Source organism: Micromonospora sp. RL09-050-HVF-A (assembly GCF_019374995.1).
Taxonomy (GTDB): domain Bacteria; phylum Actinomycetota; class Actinomycetes; order Mycobacteriales; family Micromonosporaceae; genus Micromonospora; species Micromonospora antibiotica.
In genome coordinates this window covers 1906939-1926588 of sequence record NZ_JAGKQP010000002.1, presented here as the reverse complement: position 1 = coordinate 1926588, position 19650 = coordinate 1906939, and the positions used below count along the sequence as shown (strand labels likewise).

Below are 19650 nucleotides of genomic sequence, written 5' to 3'. Positions count from 1 at the left end.
GAAGAGACCGACATGGCCGACGAGAAGCTGCTCGGATACTTCAAGAAGGTCAGCGCCGACCTGTACAAGGCCCGGCAGCGGCTGACCGAGCTGACCGAACGGGACCGGGAACCCATCGCCATCGTCGGGATGGCCTGCCGCTACCCGGGTGGGGTCGGCTCCCCGGAGGACCTGTGGGACCTGGTCGCCGAGGGCCGGGACGCCATCTCCGACTTCCCCACCGACCGGGGCTGGCCGGCGGACCTCTACGATCCCGACCCGGAACGGGCCGGCCACAGCTACGCCCACGAGGGTGGCTTCCTGCACGACGCCGCCGACTTCGACCCCGCCTTCTTCGGGATGAGCCCCCGGGAGGCGCTCGGCGTCGACCCGCAGCAGCGGCTCCTGCTGGAGATCACCTGGGAGGCGTTCGAACGGGCCGGCATCCTCCCCGCCTCGGTGCGGCGTACCCCGGTCGGGGTGTTCACCGGCATCATGTACGGCGACTACGGCCTGCGGGTCCGCGACGTCCCCGAGGAGTTCGAGGGCTACCTGCTGACCGGCAGCGCCGGCAGTGTCGCCTCCGGCCGGATCGCCTACACCTTCGGCCTGACCGGTCCCGCCGTCACCGTCGACACCGCCTGCTCGTCGTCCCTGGTCGCCCTGCACCTCGCCGCCCGGTCGCTGCGCGCCGGGGAGTGCACGCTGGCCCTCGCCGGTGGCGTCACCGTGATGGCGAGCCCCGGCACGTTCGTCGAGTTCAGCCGGCAGCGGGGGCTGGCCCCGGACGGCCGGGCCAAGTCGTACTCGGCCGCCGCCGACGGGGTCGGCTGGGCCGAGGGCGCCGGCATGCTGCTGTTGGAGAAGCTCTCCGACGCCCGCCGTCACGGCCACCCGGTGCTCGCCGTCGTCCGGGGTTCCGCGATCAACCAGGACGGTCCGTCGAACGGGCTCACCGCACCCAACGGCCCCGCCCAACGCGCCGTCATCCGGCAGGCCCTCGAATCCGCCGGCCTGACCCCGACGGACGTGCAGGTGGTGGAGGGTCACGGCACCGGCACCCGGTTGGGTGACCCGATCGAGGCGCAGGCGTTGTTGGCGACGTACGGGCAGGGTCGGTCGGTGCCGTTGTGGTTGGGGTCGGTGAAGTCGAACATCGGTCATGCGCAGGCGGCGGCGGGTGTCGCCGGGGTGATCAAGATGGTGTCGGCGATGCGGGCGGGGGTGGTGCCGGGGTCGCTGCACGTGGCCGAGCCGTCGGGGTTCGTGGACTGGTCGTCGGGTGCGGTGCAGGTGGTGACCGGGTCGAGGCCGTGGACGGCGGAGGGCCGGCGGCGGGCGGGGGTGTCGTCGTTCGGGATCAGTGGCACCAACGCGCACGTCATCCTGGAGGAACCGCCCGCCGTGACGGACCCGTCGCCCGACGGGTCACCCGCCGAAGCGGGCCCGTCGGCCGGGGCCACAGGCGAGTCCGACGCCGTACCGGTGACGCCGTGGCCGGTGTCGGCGCGGACGACCGCCGGGGTACGGGACCTGGTCGAGCGGCTCCGCCCGTGGAGCGCCGCCGCCGACCCGACGGTGCCGGCGGCCGACGTGGGTTGGTCCCTGGCGTCGACCCGGACGGTGTTCGACGACCGCGCCGTGCTGCTCGACGGCGACGTCGTCGCGGACTCGGCCTCGGTGCCCCCGGAACTCCGCTGGTCGGCGGCGGTCCCACCGGCAGGCGACGCCGAACCGTCGTCCCCGGCCGGGACGGACGTCGACTCCCGGGTGGTGGCCTCCGGCCTGGGTCTGGTGTTCGGGGGTCAGGGTGGTCAGCGGGTGGGGATGGGTGTGGGGTTGTGTGGGGCGTTTCCGGTGTTCGCGTCGGTGTTCGACGAGGTGTGCGCGCTGTTGGGTGGGGAGGTGCGGGAGGCGGTGACCTCCGGGGTGGGTTTGGACGACACGGGTGTGGCGCAGCGGGCGTTGTTCGCGGTGGAGGTGGCGCTGTTCCGGCTGGTGGAGTCGTGGGGTGTGCGGCCTGCGGTTTTGGTGGGTCATTCGATTGGGGAGATCGCGGCGGCGCAGGTGTCGGGGGTGTTGTCCCTTGCGGATGCCGCAACGTTGGTGTCGGCGCGGGCCCGTTTGATGGCGGGGCTGCCGGTGGGTGGGGCGATGGTGTCGCTGCGGGCCTCCGCTGATGCGGTGCAACCGTTTCTGTCCGACGACGTGGTCATCGCGGCGGTGAATGGTCCGTCGGCGGTGGTGATCGCCGGCCCGGAACAGCAGACCTTGCGAGCGGCAGATGCGGTGGCGACCGCGTTGGGTGTGCGGCAGCGGCGGTTGTCGGTGAGTCATGCGTTCCATTCGCCGTTGATGGAGCCGATGCTCGACGAGTTCCGCACGGTGGTGGAGGGCCTGTCCTTCCGGCCGGCGCGGATTCCGGTGGTGTCGACCGTCACCGGAACGGTCGAGGATCTTGCGGATCCGGGGTATTGGGTGCGGCAGGTGCGTGAGCCGGTGCGGTTCCACGAGGCGATCGAGGCGGCTGGTCCCCGCTCTTGGTGGGAACTCAGCCCGGATGGTGGTCTGTCGTCCCTGCTGGCCGACGGTATCCCGATGCTCCGGCCGGGAGCCGACGAGGCGGTCAGCGCGGTGACGGGGTTGGCGCAGGTGTGGGTACGCGGCCACGACGTGGACTGGCGGGCGTACTACGGCGGGGGGAAGGTCGTCGACCTGCCGACGTACCCGTTCCAACACCAGCGGTACTGGCTCGACGCCGGGGCCGGGCGGGGCGACGTGACCAGCGCCGGCCTACGCTCCGCCGGGCACCCGCTGCTCGGCGCGACTGTCGAACTGGCCGCCGGTGACGGCGTGCTGCTCACCGGACGGGTGTCCCTGCGTACCCATCCGTGGTTGGCCGACCATGCGCTGCTCGACACCGTGCTCCTGCCCGGGACGGCCTTCGTGGACCTCGTCCTGCGCGCGGGCGACCACCTCGGCGTCAGCGTCGTCGACGAGCTGACCATCGCCGAGCCGCTGGTGCTCACCGATGAACCGGTGGAGATCCAGGTGGCCGTCAGCGCGCCCGACCCCGACGGCAGACGACCGGTGACCGTCCACTCACGCCCGCACACCACCGGCGGCGAGGACCCCGCCTGGACCACCCACGCGGAGGGACTGTTGACCGCCGCGCCCTCCACCACCCCCACCGGGCAGGAGACCTGGCCGCCACCCGGCAGCCGCGAGGTCGACGTCACACACGCCTACCCCCGCCTGGCCGAGGACGGCCACCGGTACGGCCCGGCGTTCCGTGGCCTGCGCCGGCTGTGGCACCTCGGCGACGAGATCCTCGCCGAGGTGGGCCTGCCCGCCGACCGGCACGCCGACGCCGACGCGTTCGTGCTGCACCCCGCCCTGCTCGACGCCTGCCTGCACCCGCTGCTGCGTGGCGTACTCGACGACACCCGCCCCGGTGGCCTGCCGTTCTCCTGGAGCGACGTGCAGGTGCACCGTGGCGGCGCGACCACCCTGCGGGTACGGCTGCGGGAACAGTCGACCGGCAGCCTCACCCTGACCGGCTACGACGAGTCCGGTGCGCCGGTGGTCACCGTCGGAGGGCTGCTGTCCCGCCCCGTCTCCGCCGAGGCGCTGCGGTCCGCCGGGCGGCCCCACCAGGAACACCTCTACGAGCGGGTGGCCGTGCCGGTGGCGGCCCCGCCCGTCGCCGCCCCCGCTCCGGCCTTCGACGCGGGCCCCGCCCCGGTGGCCTGCCACCACCTGACCGTCGACCCCGGCCACCCCGACCTCGCCGGCCGTACCCACGCCGCCGTCGCCGCCGCCCTCGCCCTGGTCCGTACCCTGCTGACCGACGCGTACGCCGACACCCGGGTGGTCGTGGCCGGTGAACGCGTCGCCGACGATCCCGCCCTGGCCGCCGCCTGGGGGCTGCTGCGCAGCACCCAGACCGAGAACCCCGGACGGCTCGTCCTGGTCGACACCGACGACCCGGCCACCGTCCCCACCGTCGCGGCCGGGCTCGCCGCCGGTGACGAACCGGAGGTGAGCGTCCGGGCCGGCACCTGGACCGCCGCCCGGCTGGCCCGGGTCGCCACCCCGACGGCCGGACCCGTGCGCCTCCCCGGCCCGGTGCTGGTCACCGGCGGCACCGGCGGGCTGGGCGCGCTGGTCGCCCGCCACCTGGTGACCACCCATGGCGTACGCGAACTCGTGCTGGCCAGCCGCCGGGGCGTCGGAGCACCGGGCACGGGCGAACTGGTGGCCGAGCTGACCGGCCTCGGTGTCACCGTCAGCGTCGCCGCCGTCGACGTGGCCGACCGGGACGACCTGGCCCGGCTGCTCGACAGCCATCCCGTCCGTTCGGTGGTGCACACCGCCGGGGTGCTCGACGACGCGGTCGTCGGCGCACTCACCGACGAGCAGCTCGCCCGGGTGCTCCGCCCCAAGGTGGACGCCGCCTCCCACCTGCACGAGCTGACCGCGGACCGGAACCTGGACGCGTTCGTCCTCTACTCCTCGTCGGCCGCCGTGTTCGGCGGCCCCGGGCAGGCCAACTACGCCGCCGCCAACGCGTTCCTCGACGCGCTCGCCGCCCACCGCCGGGCCCGGGGGCTGCCCGCGCTGTCGCTCGGCTGGGGACTGTGGCAACAGGACGGCGGCATCACCGCCGCCCTCACCACCGCCGACCGGGACCGGATCACCCGGGCCGGCATGACCCCGCTGGACCGGGCGGAGGGGATGGCCCTGTTCGACACGGCGGTCAACCTGGCCGCCGCGACCGGCCACCCGCACCTCGTACCGATGCGGATGGACCTGCCGAGGATCACCGGTGAGCCGCCGGCGGTGCTGCGGGGGCTGGTCCGTCGCCCGGCCCGGCGGGCCGTGGCGGCGGCCGACCCCACCGCGGTCTTCGCCGGGCAGCACGGCGCGGAACTCACCGCCACCCTGCTCCAGGTGGTACGGGAACGCGTCGCGGGCGTCCTCGGTCACTCCGGCGTCGACGCGGTCCCCGCCGACCGGCCCTTCACCGAGCTGGGCTTCGACTCGTTGACCGCCGTGGAACTGCGCAACGCGCTGGCGACGGCGACCGGGCTGCGCCTGCCCGCCGGGTTGGTGTTCGACCATCCCACCCCGTCGGCGGTCGCCACCTGGCTGACCACGAAGATCGCCGGTGCCCCCGCTCCCGCCCCGGTCGCCACCCCGATCCGTACCCACGACGACCCCGTCGTCATCGTCGGGATGGCCTGCCGGCTGCCCGGCGGGGTACGCAGCCCCGAGGACCTGTGGCGGGTGGTCGCCGAGGGCACCGACGCGATCGGTGACTTCCCGACCGACCGGGGCTGGGACCTGGACCACCTCTACCACCCCGACCCGGACCACCCCGGCACCACGTACGCCACCCAGGGTGGCTTCGTCGACGGGATCGCCGACTTCGACCCGGCCCTGTTCGGCATCTCACCCCGGGAGGCGTTGGCGATGGACCCGCAGCAGCGGCTGCTGCTGGAAACCTCGTGGGAGGCGTTCGAGCGGGCCGGGATTCCCCCGCTCGCCGCCCGGGGCTCGCGGACCGGTGTCTTCGTCGGGGTCAGCAGCCAGGACCACGGCTCGCTGCTCGCCACCGTGCCCGAGTTCGAGGGGCAACTGCTCACCGGCAGCGCCAACAGCGTCGCGTCCGGCCGGCTCGCGTACCACCTCGGCCTGGTCGGCCCGGTCCTCACCCTGGACACGGCGTGCTCGTCGTCGCTGGTGGCCCTGCACCTGGCGGCGAACGCCCTGCGCGCCGGGGAGTGCGATCTCGCCCTCGCCGGTGGTGCGCTGCTGATGTCCACCCCGACCCTGTTCGTCGAGTTCAGCCGGCAGGGCGGGCTGTCGCCGGACGGCCGGTGCAAGGCGTTCTCGGCCGACGCGGACGGCACGGGATGGGCCGAGGGCGCCGGGATGCTGCTGGTGGAACGCCTCTCCGACGCCCGCCGCCACGGCCACCCCGTGCTCGCGGTGGTGCGGGGCAGCGCGGTGAACTCCGACGGCGCGTCGAACGGCCTGACCGCGCCGAGTGGCCCGTCCCAGGAACGGGTGATCCGCCAGGCGCTGGCGGTGGCGGGCCTGTCGGTGTCCGACGTGCAGGTGGTGGAGGGCCACGGCACCGGCACCCGGTTGGGTGACCCGATCGAGGCGGAAGCGTTGTTGGCGACGTACGGGCAGGGTCGGTCGGAGCCGTTGTGGTTGGGGTCGGTCAAGTCGAACCTCGGCCACACGCAGCACGCGGCGGGTGCCGCCGGGGTGATCAAGATGGTGCTGGCGATGCGGCACGCGACGGTGCCGGGGTCGCTGCACGTGGCCGAGCCGTCGGGGTTCGTGGACTGGTCGTCGGGTGCGGTGGAGGTGCTGCGGGAGTCCCGGCAGTGGACGGTGGCTGACGGTGGTCGTCGGCGGGCGGGGGTGTCGTCGTTCGGAATCAGTGGGACGAACGCGCACGTGATCGTGGAGGAGCCACCGCCGGTGGAGGCGGACGCGGTGGTGACGGGGTCACCGATCCCGGTGGGGGTGACGCCGTGGCCGGTGTCGGCGCGGACCGCCGCCGGGGTGCGGGAGTTGGTCGGGCAGCTCGGCGCGTTGACGGTCGGTTCGGGACCCGGGACGGGGGCGGACGGCGGTCCGTCGATGCCGACCGCCGTTGACGGGGTCGACGGTGATCCGCCGGAGTCGACAGTCGTTGGCGGGGTGTCGGGGGTGGATGTGGGGTGGTCGTTGGCGTCGACGCGGTCGGTATTCGACGAGCGGGCGGTGCTGCTCGACGGTGTGGTGGTCGCGGATGGGGCGTCGCTTGCATCTGGGGTGCGGGCGTTGGCGTCGGGTGGGTTGGGTCTGGTGTTCGGGGGTCAGGGTGGTCAGCGGGTGGGGATGGGCTCGGGTCTGTATCGGGCGTTTCCGGTGTTCGCGTCGGTGTTCGACGAGGTGTGTGGCCTGTTGGGGCCGGATGTCCATGAGGCGATCGGCTCTGGTGTGGGTCTGGATGGGACGGGGGTTGCGCAGCGGGCGTTGTTCGCGGTGGAGGTGGCGCTGTTCCGGCTGGTCGAGTCGTGGGGTGTACGCCCTGCGGTTCTGGTGGGTCATTCGATCGGGGAGATCGCCGCCGCGCATGTGTCGGGGGTGTTGTCCCTGTCGGACGCGGTGGTGTTGGTGTCGGCGCGGGCTCGTCTGATGGCGGCGCTACCCGCCGGGGGAGCGATGGTGTCGTTGCGGGCCTCGGTGGGGGCGGTGGAGCCGTATCTGTCTGGTGGCGTGGTTGTTGCGGCGGTGAATGGTCCGTCGGCGGTGGTGATCGCCGGTCCGGAGCGGGAGACCCTGCACGTGGCGGAGACGGTAGCGACCGCGTTGGGGGTGCGGCAGCGGCGGTTGTCGGTGAGTCACGCGTTCCACTCGCCGTTGATGGAACCGATGCTCGACGAGTTCCGCACGGTGGTCGAGAGCCTGTCCTTCCGGCCGGCACAGATTCCGGTGGTGTCTACGGTGACCGGGCAGGTCGGGGGTCTGGGGGAGCCGGATTACTGGGTGCGGCAGGTGCGTGAGCCGGTGCGGTTCCACGAGGCGATCGAGGCGGCTGGTCCCCGCTCTTGGTGGGAACTCAGCCCGGATGGTGGCCTGTCGTCCCTGCTGACCGACGGTATCCCGATGCTCCGGCCGGGAGCCGACGAGGCGGTGTCGGCGGTGACGGGGTTGGCGCAGGTGTGGGTACGCGGCCACGACGTGGACTGGCGGGCGTACTACGGCGGGGGGAAGGTCGTCGACCTGCCGACGTACCCGTTCCAACGGCAGCGGTACTGGCTGACGCCGGCATCCCGTACGGACGTGGCGGGCGTCGGCCTCGACCCGGTGGAACACCCGCTGCTGGGCGCGGCCGTGGAGCTGTCCGACGACTCGTTCGTCCTCGCCGGCGTACTGACCGCGTCGGCGCTGGCCGAGGCCGGGCCGCACGTCGTCCTGGCGGAGGCGGCGCTGGCGGCGGCCCGTCACGCGGGCGTCACCGGCGTCGCCGAACTCGTCCCCGAGGTGCCGCCCGAGCACCCCGGCCCACTGCGGGTCACCGTGGACGGCGTCGGCTTCACCATCGCCTCCCGCCCCAACGGCACCTGGGTCGAACACGCGACCGGGCAGCTCTCCGCCGAACCCGGCGACGGCGGCGCACTGCCCACCGCCGTGCTCCGCTCCGCACTCGACGACCTCGCCCCCGCCCGGCCCGTCCGCTGGACGAACCTGACCGTGCACCGGGCCGACCCTGCCGTGGACGTCGAGATCGCGCACCACGACACCGGACACGTCCGGATCGCCCTGGTCGACCACGACGGCACCGTCACCACGGAAGCCGAACTCGAACTCGGCGGCGACGCCGGCCCGTCCGTCGGCGACGCCCTGTTCCACCTGGAGGACCGGCGCGTCCCGACGCGGGAGACGGGCGGTGTGCCGGGTGACTGGGCGGTGCTCGGTGACGACGAACTCGGGCTGCTCGACGGGCTGGACGGCCTGCGCCGGCACCGTACCCTCGCCGAACTGCTCGACTCGGCGGCCGGCCGGCCGGACGTGCTGCTCCACCCGCTGACCTACCCGGACACCGGGGACCCGGCGGCGGACGCGCACACGGTGGCGCAACGGGTGCTGAAGCTGTCCCAGCACTGGCTCCGCGACGGGGCACTCGCCCCGTGCCGCCTGGTGTTCGTCGCCTCCGGGGTGGACCGGGACGTCGTGCTCGCCACCGCCTGGGGGCTGGTCCGCTCGGCGATCAGCGAGTACCCGGACCGGTTCGGCCTGGTCACCCTCGACGGGGACCGCCGCTCGGCGCGGGCGTTCCCGGACGCCCTGCTAGCCGGCACCACCGAACTCACCGCGACCGGCGGTGTGGTGACCACCCCGACGCTCGTCCGCAGCCGGGGTGCCACCCCGACGTCCCGCCGGTGGGCCGGACCGGTGCTCGTCACCGGCGGCACCGGTGGGCTGGGGGCGCTCGCCGCCCGGCACCTGGTCACCACCCATGGCGTACGCCGCCTGCTGCTGGTCAGTCGGCGCGGGCCGGCGGCCCCGGGCGCGGCGGAACTCCGCGCGGAACTGCTCGACCTGGGCGCACAGGACGTCACCGTGGCCGCCTGCGACGTGACGGACCGGGACGCCCTCGCGGAACTCCTCGCCGGGACCGACCCGGCCCACCCGCTACGCGCCGTGATCCACACCGCCGGGGTGCTCGACGACGGTGTGCTGCCCGCGCTGACCCCGGAACGGCTGGACGGGGTGCTGGCCCCGAAGGTCGACGCCGCCTGGCACCTGCACGAGCTGACCCGGGATCTCGACCTCGACGCGTTCGTGCTGTATTCGTCGATCTCCGGGCTGCTCGGCCCGCCCGCCCAGGCCAACTACGCGGCGGGCAACTCCGGGCTGGACGCGCTGGCCCGGCTGCGCCGCCACCTCGGCCTGCCCGCCGTGTCGCTGGCCTGGGGACTGTGGGCGCAGGACAGCGGCATGATCGGCACGCTGGACGCGCACGACCGGGAACGCGTCGCCCGGACCGGTGTGGTGCCGATGACCGAGGCCGAGGGCAGGGCGCTGTTCGACCTGGCGCTGGCCCACGACCGGGCCGTGCAGGCGCCGGTCCGGCTCGACCCGGCCGCGCTGCGGGCGATCGACATGCCGCCGCCCGTGCTCCGCGCCCTGGTCCGCACCCCCCGTCGTACGCCGGGGGAGCAGCGACCGGCCGCCGACCGGCTCGCCGCGCTCGCTCCGGCCGACCGCCGCCAGGCGGTGCTGGACCTCGTCACCGCCCAGGCGGCGAAGGTGCTCGGCCACGCCGACCCGACCGAGGTCGACCCGGGCCGCCGCTTCGCCGACCTGGGGGTGGACTCGCTGGCCGCCACCCAGCTCCGCAACGCGGTCAGCACCGCGGCCGGTGTGCCGCTGCCGGCCGGGGTGGTGTTCGACCATCCCACCCCCGCCGCGCTCACCGACTTCGTCTGCGGGCTGCGCTGGCCGGACCAGGAGCGGGAGGACGGTTCGGCGATGGCCGCCCTCGACCGGCTGGAGGCCGCGCTGCGCACCGGGGACGCGGGCGGCGACGAGGTGGTCGACCGGCTGGAACGCCTCCTGATCGAACTGCGTCCACCCGCCGACTACGGCGACCCGGACACCGACGACCTGGACACGATCCCGGTGGACCGCCTCTACGACATCATCGACCAGGGAACGGAGCTGTGATGGCCGAGGACAGCGCCAAGCTCGTGGAGTACCTGCGCAAGGCCACCACCGACCTGCGCCGGTCACGGGCCCGCGTCGCCCAGTTGGAGAGCCGGATCAGCGAGCCGGTGGCGATCGTCGGAATGGCCTGCCGGCTGCCCGGCGGGGTACGCGGCCCGGACGACCTGTGGCGGGTGGTCGCCGAGGGGGTCGACGCGGTCGGTGGGTTCCCGACCGACCGGGGCTGGGATCTCGCCGGGCTTTACCACCCCGACCCGGACCACCCCGGCACCACGTACGCCACCGGTGGTGCCTTCCTCGCGGACGTCGCCGGCTTCGACGCCGACTTCTTCGGCATCTCCCCCCGGGAGGCGTTGGCGATGGACCCGCAGCAGCGGCTGCTGCTGGAAACCTCGTGGGAGGCGATCGAACACGCCCGCATCGACCCGGGTTCGCTCGCCGGCAGCCCCACCGGCGTGTTCGTCGGCACCATGTACCAGAACTACGCCTTCGGCGGTCAGGACGTGCCCGACGAACTCGAAGGGCTCCTGATCAGCGGCAGCGCCGGCAGTATCGTCTCCGGCCGGATCGCCTACCAGTTCGGCTTCACCGGGCCCGCGGTCACCCTCGACACCGCCTGCTCGTCGTCGCTTGTCGCCCTGCACCTGGCGGCGTCGGCGCTGCGTGCCGGGGAGTGCTCGCTGGCGCTCGCCGGGGGCGTGACGGTGATGCCCACCGCCGACCTGCTGGTGGAGTTCGCCCGGCAGCGTGGCCTGGCACCGGACGGCCGGTGCAAGGCGTTCGCCGACACTGCCGACGGCGTCGGCTGGGGTGAGGGCGTGGGCCTGCTGCTGCTGGAACGCCTCTCCGACGCCCGCCGCCACGGTCACCGGGTGTTGGCGGTGGTGCGGGGCAGTGCGGTGAATTCGGATGGTGCGTCGAATGGTTTGACGGCGCCGAGTGGTCCGTCGCAGGAGCGGGTGATTCGTCGGGCGTTGGCGGTGGCGGGCCTGTCGGTCAACGACGTGCAGGTGGTGGAGGGTCATGGGACGGGTACCCGGTTGGGTGATCCGATCGAGGCGGAAGCCCTGTTGGCGACGTACGGGCGGGGTCGGTCGGTGCCGTTGTGGTTGGGGTCGGTGAAGTCGAACATCGGTCATGCGCAGGCGGCGGCGGGTGTCGCCGGGGTGATCAAGATGGTGTCGGCGATGCGGGCGGGGGTGGTGCCGGGGTCGTTGCACGTGGCCGAGCCGTCGGGGTTCGTGAACTGGTCGTCAGGCTCGGTGGAGGTGGTGCGGGAGCCCCGGGAGTGGACGGTGGCTGAGGGGGGTCGTCGGCGGGCGGGGGTGTCGTCGTTCGGGATCAGTGGCACGAACGCGCACGTGATCGTGGAGGAAGCACCGCCGGTGGAGGTGGGCGGTCCGGCGGGGTCGGATGTGTCGGTGGTGGGGTCGCGGGTGGTGGTGACGCCGTGGCCGGTGTCGGCGCGGTCGGTTGCGGGGGTGGGGGAGTTGGTGGGGCGGTTGCGGTCGTTGGCGGCGGGGTCGGAGGGGCCGTCTGCTGCGGATGTGGGGTGGTCGTTGGTGTCGACGCGGTCGGTGTTCGCGGAGCGTGCGGTGCTGCTCGACGGTGTGGTGGTCGCGGATTCGGCGTCGCTGACCCCGGAGTTCCGGGTGTCGGTGTCCGGTGCGGTTGCCGCTTCCACAGTGGACCCGGTTGCGGCGTCGTCAGGTGGTGCCGCGTCTTCAGTCGCGGTGTCGTCCGGTGGTGTTCCTGTCGGGTTGGGTCTGGTGTTCGGGGGTCAGGGTGGTCAGCGGGTGGGGATGGGTGCGGGTCTGTACCGGGTGTTTCCGGTGTTCGCGTCGGTTTTCGACGAGGTGTGCGACCTGTTGGGTGGGGAGGTGCGGGAGGCGGTGACCTCCGGGGTGGGTTTGGACGACACGGGTGTGGCGCAGCGGGCGTTGTTCGCGGTGGAGGTGGCGCTGTTCCGGCTGGTGGAGTCGTGGGGTGTGCGGCCTGCGGTTTTGGTGGGTCATTCGATTGGGGAGATCGCGGCGGCGTATGTGTCGGGGGTGTTGTCCCTTGAGGATGCCGCAACGTTGGTGTCGGCGCGGGCTCGTTTGATGGCGGGGCTGCCGGCGGGTGGGGCGATGGTGTCGCTGCGTGCTTCGGTGGAGGCGGTGGAGCCGTTCCTGTCGGGTGGTGTGGTGGTGGCGGCGGTGAATGGTCCGTCGGCGGTGGTGATCGCCGGCCCGGAGCAGCAGACCTTGGAAGCAGCGGAGGCGGTGGTGACCGCGTTGGGGGTGCGGCAGCGGCGGTTGTCGGTGAGTCATGCGTTTCATTCGCCGTTGATGGAGCCGATGTTGGATGAGTTCCGCACGGTGGTCGAGGGTCTGTCGTTCCACCCTGCACAGATCCCGGTGGTGTCGACGGTGACGGGTCAGGTCGGTGGTCTGGGGGAGCCGGATTACTGGGTGCGGCAGGTGCGTGAGCCGGTGCGGTTCCACGATGCGGTTCAGGCGGCGGGTCCCCGGTCGTGGTGGGAGTTGAGCCCGGATGGTGGTCTGTCGTCGCTGCTGGCCGACGGTGTCCCGATGCTGCGGCCGGGCGTGGACGAGGCGGTCAGCGCGGTGACGGGGTTGGCGCAGGTGTGGGTGCGGGGTCATGAGGTGGACTGGCGGGCGTACTACGGTGGCGGGCAGGTCGTCGACCTGCCCACGTACCCGTTCCAACACCAGCGGTACTGGCTGGCCGCCGGTCCGGCGACGCCGCCGCTGTACGCGGTGCGGTGGACGCCGACGGACCTGCCCGCCGGGGAGGCGCCGGTGCTCGACTGCGCCGGCAGCGGCACCGCCGAGGTGCTCGCGGTCCTCCAACGGCGGCTCGCCGAGCCCACCGGTGGTCGGCTCGTCGTCGGTTTCGACGGCACCCTGCCGGCGGCCGACGGGGTGGCCGGTCTGCTGCGTGCCGCCCGGACCGAGCATCCGGGCCGGGTGGCCCTCGTCGACCACGACGGCAGCCCGGCGTCGCTGGCGGCACTGCCGGCCGCAGCCGCCGCCGGCCACGACGAGGTCCGGCTGCGTGCCGGCGTCGCCAGCGTCCCGGAGTTGACCGCCGCCGCCACCGGACCCCGCCCGCCGGTCGACGGCACGGTCCTGGTGACCGGGGCGGCGGGTGCCCTCGGCAGCGCCGTCGCCCGCCACATGGTCACCGCGTACGGCGTCCGCGACCTGGTGTTGCTCGGCCGCCGTGGGGCACCGGACCTGGCCGCCGAACTGGCCGCGCTCGGCGTCACCGCCACTTCGGTCAGCGGCGACGTCACCGACCCGGACGCGGTGGCTGCCGCGCTGCACGGGCGCACCCTGCGCGGGGTGGTGCACGCGGCGGGCGCGCTCGCCGACGGGGTCCTGTCCGGGCTCACCCCCGACCAGCTCGAGCTGGCCTGGCGGGCCAAGGTGACCGGCGCGCGGGTCGTCGACCGGCTCACCCGCGACACCGACCTGGCCTTCTTCGTGCTGTTCTCGTCGGTCGCCGGCCTGTTCGGGGCGGCCGGTCAGGCCGCGTACGCCGCCGCGAACAGCGCGCTGGACGCCCTCGCCGAGCGTCGCCGGGCGGCCGGGCTGCCGGCCACCTCGATCGCCTGGGGGCCGTGGTCCGGTGCGGGCATGACCGGGGACCTGGGCGTCGCCGACCGGGCCCGGCTCGCCGCCGCCGGCCTCGACCCGCTGCCGGTGGCCACCGGGCTGGCCCTCTTCGACGCGGCGCTGACCAGCACCGAACCGGTGGTCGTCGCGGCGGCCCTGCGCACCGCGACCCTCGACCCGACCACCGCCCCGGCCCTGCTGCGGACCCTGCTGCCGGTGGGGGAACCCACCTCCCCGCCCGTGCTGGACCTGACCGGCCTGGACGCGTCGGGCCGTCGGCAGGCGGTCACCGACCTGGTCCGGGCCACCGCCGCCACCGTGCTGGGCCACCAGCCGGGCACGCTGCTGCCGGTGACGGGCGCCTTCCACGACCTCGGCTTCGACTCGCTGACGTCGGTGGACCTGCGCAACCGGCTGAGCGCGGCGACCGGGGTGCCGCTCGGTGTGGGTGCGGTGTTCGACCATCCCACCCCGGCGGCACTCGCCGGGTACCTGCTCACCCAGCTCGACGCCGCCACCGACACGGACCCGGAGGACGAGCGGATCCGCGCGACACTACGCGCCCTCCCCGTGGACCGGCTGCGCCGCGCCGGCCTGCTGGACCGGCTGTTGGCCCTGGCCGACGAGCCGCCGCGACCGGACGAGCCGCCGCGACCGGACGAACCGGCGGGGCGGACCGACAGCCCGGACGACCTCGACGCGCTCTCCGGCGAGGAACTGCTCGCGCTGGCCGCGCAGACAGTGGGGCAGCAGTGAGCGCCGGCACCGAACAGTACGTGGCGGCCCTGCGTAACGCGCTGCGCGAGGTAGACCGGCTGCGCGGGGAACTCGACCGGGCCACCGCCCCGGCCGCCGAACCGATCGCCGTGGTCGGGATGTCCTGCCGGTTCCCCGGCGGCGCGGACACCCCGGACCGGTTCTGGGAACTGCTCGACGAGGGCCGCGACGCGGTCGTCCCGTTCCCCACCGACCGGGGCTGGCCGTCGGACCTGCACGATCCGGACCCGACCGCTCCCGGGCGCAGCTACGTCGACTCCGGCGGGTTCCTGCCCGACGTCGCCGGGTTCGACGCCGGCTTCTTCGGGGTGTCACCCCGGGAGGCCTCGGCGATGGACCCGCAGCAGCGGATGCTGCTGGAGTTGGCGTGGACGGCGGTCGAGGACGCCCGCATCGACCCGGAACGGCTGCGCGCCACCGAGACCGGGGTGTACGTGGGCACGAACGGCCAGGACTACCCGCTGCTGCTCGCCCACGCCGCCGGTGACACCGAGGGTTTCCTGCTCACCGGCAACGCGGCGAGCGTCGCCTCCGGCCGGATCTCGTACGTGCTGGGGCTGACCGGGCCGTCGCTGACCGTGGACACCGCCTGCTCGTCGGCGCTGGTGGCCGTGCACCAGGCCGTCCGCGCGCTGCGCTGCGGCGAGGTGCCCCTGGCCCTGGTCGGGGCGGCGACGGTGATGTCGACACCGGTCGGGTTCACCGAGTTCAGCCGCCAGCGGGGATTGGCCGCCGACGGCCGGTGCAAGGCGTTCTCCGCCGCCGCCGACGGGGTCGGCTGGGGGGAGGGTGGGGCGGTGCTGCTGCTGGAACGGCTCGGTGACGCGCTCGCCCACGGGCGTACCGTGCACGCGGTGCTGCGCGGCAGCGCGGTCAACTCCGACGGGGCGTCCAACGGGTTGACCGCGCCGAACGGCCCCGCCCAACAACGGGTGATCGAACGGGCGCTCGCCGACGCCGGGCTCACCCCCGGTGACGTCGACGTCGTGGAGGCGCACGGCACCGGCACCCGGCTCGGCGACCCGATCGAGGCCGAGGCGCTGCTGGCCAGCTACGGCCGGGGTCGGGACCGGCCACTGTGGCTGGGCTCGGTGAAGTCCAACCTGGGCCACACCCAGGCCGCCGCCGGCCTGGCCGGGCTGGTCAAGCTGGTGCTGGCGCTGCGGCACGGGCGGTTGCCGCGTACGCTGCACGCCGCGACCCCGACCACGGCGGTGCGCTGGGACGACTCCCCGGTGCGGCTGCTGACCGCCGCCCAGCCGTGGCCGCGTGGGCCGCGCCCGCGCCGGGCGGCGGTGTCGGCGTTCGGGATCAGCGGCACCAACGCCCACGTCGTCGTCGAGGAACCACCCGCACCGGCCGCCGACGGGCCGGCTGTCACCCCGCTGCCCGCGGTGCCCTGCCTGCTCTCCGCCGCCGACCCGCAGGCCCTGCGGGAGCAGGCCGGCCGGTTGGCGACGCTGGTGCGGGCCGACCCGACGCTCACCCCGGCGGGGCTCGGCCTGGCGTTGGCCACCGGGCGGGCGGCCCTGCGACACCGGGCGTGCGTCACCGCGACCGACCGCGCCGGGCTGCTCGCCGGTCTCGCCGAGCTGGCCGATGCCGGGGTCGGCGCGGGCACGACCTGCGGTGGTGACCTCGCGGTCCTGTTCACCGGGCAGGGCGCGCAGCGGGTCGGGATGGGCCTGGCGCTGGCCGAGCGGTTCCCCGCCTACGCGGAGGCGTTCGCCGAGGTCTGCGGGCACCTCGATCCGCTGCTGGACCGGCCGCTGGCCGACGCCGTCGCCGACGGCGGCGGACTCGACGACACGGGCACCGCGCAGCCGGCGATCTTCGCGGTGGAGGTCGCCCTGTACCGGCTGCTGGCGTCGTACGGCCTCGCCCCGGCCGCCGTCGCCGGGCACTCCGTCGGTGAGTTGACCGCCGTGCACGTGGCGGGCGCGTTGTCGCTGGACGACGCGGCCACCGTGGTCGCGGCCCGGGGCCGGCTGATGGCCGCGCTGCCGGCGGGCGGGGCGATGCTCGCCGTACGGGCCGACGAGGCGGAGGTGACCCCGCTGCTCGGCGACGACGTCGAGTTGGCCGCCGTCAACGGTCCCCGGGCGGTGGTGCTCTCCGGCACGGTCGACGGGGTGGAGCGGGCGGCCCGGCTGCTGCGGGCCGGTGGTCACCGGTGCCGGCGGCTCGACGTCAGCCACGCCTTCCACTCCCGGCTGATGGAGCCGGCCCTGGCCGGGTTCGCCGAGGTACTGGCGGGGGTACGGTTCACCGCGCCCCGGCTGCCGGTGGTGTCCACCCTGACCGGGGCGGTGCTGACCGTCGAGGACCTGGCCGGGCCGGGGCACTGGCTGGCGCACGCCCGCCGGCCGGTGCGGTTCGCCGACGCCGTACGCGTGCTGGAGCGGCGCGGGGTACGCACCTTCCTGGAGGTGGGGCCGGCCCCGGCGCTGACCGGCACGGTGGTGGACTGCCTGCGTACGCCCACCGACGCGGTGGCGGTCCCGACGTTGCGTCCCGACGTGCCCGATCCGGTGTCGGTGCCGGTGGCGATGGGCGCGTTGCTGGTCCGGGGGCACCTGGACCGGGCGGCGGTGTTCGCCGGCACCCGTGCCGCACCGGTGGCGCTGCCCGGTTACCCGTTCCAGCGGACCCGGTTCTGGCCCGACGCCCGTTTCGGGTCCGCCACCGGGCGCACACCGGCGGTGCCGCCGGCACCCCGGCAGACGGCTGCGGCAGTCGGCCCGGGGGCGCTGCGTGACGTGGTGCTGCGGCACGTGGCGGCGGTGCTCGGCCACGGCGCGGCCCCCGTCGACCCGCACCGGTCGCTGGCCGAGCTGGGCCTGACCTCGCTCAGCGCGGTGGAACTGCGCGACCGGCTGACCCAGGCCACCGGGCTGCCCGTCGGCACCGCCGACCTGCTCACCGCCGTCACCGCCGACGAACTCGCCGGCACCCTCGCCGGGCGGGCCGACGAAGACCCCGGCGACGGCGCGGTGCGGGCGGCGTTCGCGGCGGCGTGCGCCAGTGGTGACGTACCCGCCGGGTTGGACCTGCTCGCCGCCGCCGCGGACCGGGCGTCGGCCGGCGGCACCGCCGCCCCCGCGCCGCCGCTGGTGTTCGCCGAGGGCGACGGCCCGCTGCTGGTCTGCCTGCCCAGCATGGTCGCCCCGGCCAGCCCCTACCAGTACGCCCGGCTGCTGGCCTGCCTGGACCGGCCCGCCGTGGTGCTGCCGCTGCCCGGCTACCGGCCGGGGGAGGCGCTGCCGACCACCCGCGCCGAGGTCGTCGACGCCCAGGTCGCGGCGCTGCGGGCGCACCTCGGCGACCGGCCGTACGTGCTGGTCGGCTACTCCTCGGGCGGCTGGCTGGCGCACGCCGTGGCGGCGGCCCTGCACGACCTCGGCACACCGCCCGAGCGGGTGGTGCTGGTCGACGTGCACGTCCCGGGCGGGTCCTGGTATGCCGCGACGATGCCGACCCTGTTCACCCGGCTGGCCGCCGACCGGAGCGTCACCGAACTGGTCACCGACCGGCAGCTGCTGGCCATGGGACGGCACCTGGCGCTGTTCGCCGACTGGCGACCGCAGCCGCTGGCGGTCCCCGTCACCCACCTGCGGGCCGCGGCGGCGCCCGGCGGGCGGGAACCGGGCTGGGCGGCCGACACCGGGTGGCACACCGTGCCGGGCGACCACCTGGGCGTCCTCACCGGCGACGCCCCGACCACGGCCGCCGCGCTGGCCGACTGCCTGCGGCCGGCACCGACGAACACCCCACTGATCCCCTCACCGACAGGGCGGAGCCGATGACCATCGGACAGCAGGAAACCTCGACCCCCCACCCGGCGGACATGCTCACCGAGGAGTTCGCGCAGGACCCGTACCCGGGGTTCGCCCGGCTGCGTGACGGCGGCACGGTGGACCGGTTCCGGCTCAAGACGTTCTCCACCGCCGTGTACGCCTGGCTGGTCACCCGGCACGCCGACGCGCGCCGGCTGCTGGCCGACCCGAGGCTGTCCAAGGACGCCGGACGTATCGCCTCGGTGATCCGCGCCCAGGCCGTCGACCCGGACGAGCACGTCACCGACAACCCGCCGAGCATGCTGTTCAGTGATCCGCCCGACCACACCCGGCTGCGCCGGATCGTCGGCGGCGCGTTCACCACCCGGCGGGTGCAGAGCCTGACCCCGGTGATCGAACGGTTCACCGACGCCGCGTTGGACCGGATCGTCGCGGGGGAGACGGTCGACTTCGTGACCGACGTCGCGCTGCCCGTGCCGATGGCGGTGATCGGCTCGCTGCTAGGCATCCCCGAGGAGGCGTTCGACGACTTCCGCCGGTGGAGCGCGGAACTCGGCAGCGTCGGCACCTCGCTTTCCGACAAGCAGCAGGTGATCGCCGACGCCTACGGCTACGTGCGGGACCTGATCGCGGTCAAGCGCACCGCGCCGGCCGACGACCTGATCAGCGCGCTCATCGCCGCCGACGACGAGGGCGGCCGGCTGGCCACCGACGAGTTGCTGTCCACCGTGTTCCTGATGATGAACGCCGGCTACGAGACGACCGCGGCGATGCTCAGCAGCGCTGTGCTGCTGCTGCACCGGCGGCCGGAGCTGCGTGCGGAGCTGGCCGCCGACCCGGGGCGGGTGCCCGCGTTCGTGGAGGAGGTGCTGCGCTACGAGAGCCCGTTGAACCTGAGCACGATCCGGTTCACCGAGCAGGAGGTGACCGTCGGCGACACGGTCATCCCGGCCGGGGAGATCGTGTTCATCTCGCTGTGCGCGGCCAACCGCGACGCCGACCGGTTCCCCGATCCCGACGCGGTCCGCCTCGACCGCGACGGCCATCTGGCGTTCGGGCACGGCATCCACCACTGCCTGGGCGCACCGCTGGCCCGGCTGGAGGGCCGGGTGGTGTTGCAGCGGCTGCTGGCCCGCCACCCGCACTGGCGGCTGGCCGTCGCCGACGACGAGGTCGCCTGGCGGCACAGCCTCCAGTTCCGCGCCATCGAGTCGCTGCCGGTGCGCTTCGACTGAACC

The 19650-nt window shown here is 74.4% G+C and carries 3 protein-coding genes and 1 pseudogene; all 4 read left to right on the top strand.

Annotation, left to right across the window (positions count from 1 at the left end):
- Positions 1–12: 12 nt before the first annotated feature.
- The 4 genes and pseudogenes from J7462_RS08400 (at position 13) to J7462_RS08385 (ending at position 19647) form a co-directional block, all read left to right on the top strand.
- A complete protein-coding gene (locus J7462_RS08400) occupies positions 13–10215 on the top strand; it encodes a type I polyketide synthase (protein ID WP_219463254.1) in 10203 nt (3400 codons plus the stop codon).
- Positions 10212–14318: pseudogene (locus J7462_RS08395) on the top strand (type I polyketide synthase); the annotation flags it as partial. The gene J7462_RS08400 and the pseudogene J7462_RS08395, both read left to right, overlap by 4 nt.
- A gap of 272 nt (positions 14319–14590) precedes the next feature.
- Positions 14591–18421, top strand: coding sequence for a type I polyketide synthase (locus tag J7462_RS08390; protein ID WP_219463251.1), 3831 nt, complete (start codon positions 14591–14593; stop codon positions 18419–18421).
- Complete coding sequence (locus tag J7462_RS08385; RefSeq protein WP_219463249.1) at positions 18418–19647, top strand: cytochrome P450; 1230 nt, start codon at positions 18418–18420, stop codon at positions 19645–19647. Before J7462_RS08390 ends, J7462_RS08385 begins: the two co-directional genes overlap by 4 nt.
- Positions 19648–19650: the final 3 nt, after the last annotated feature.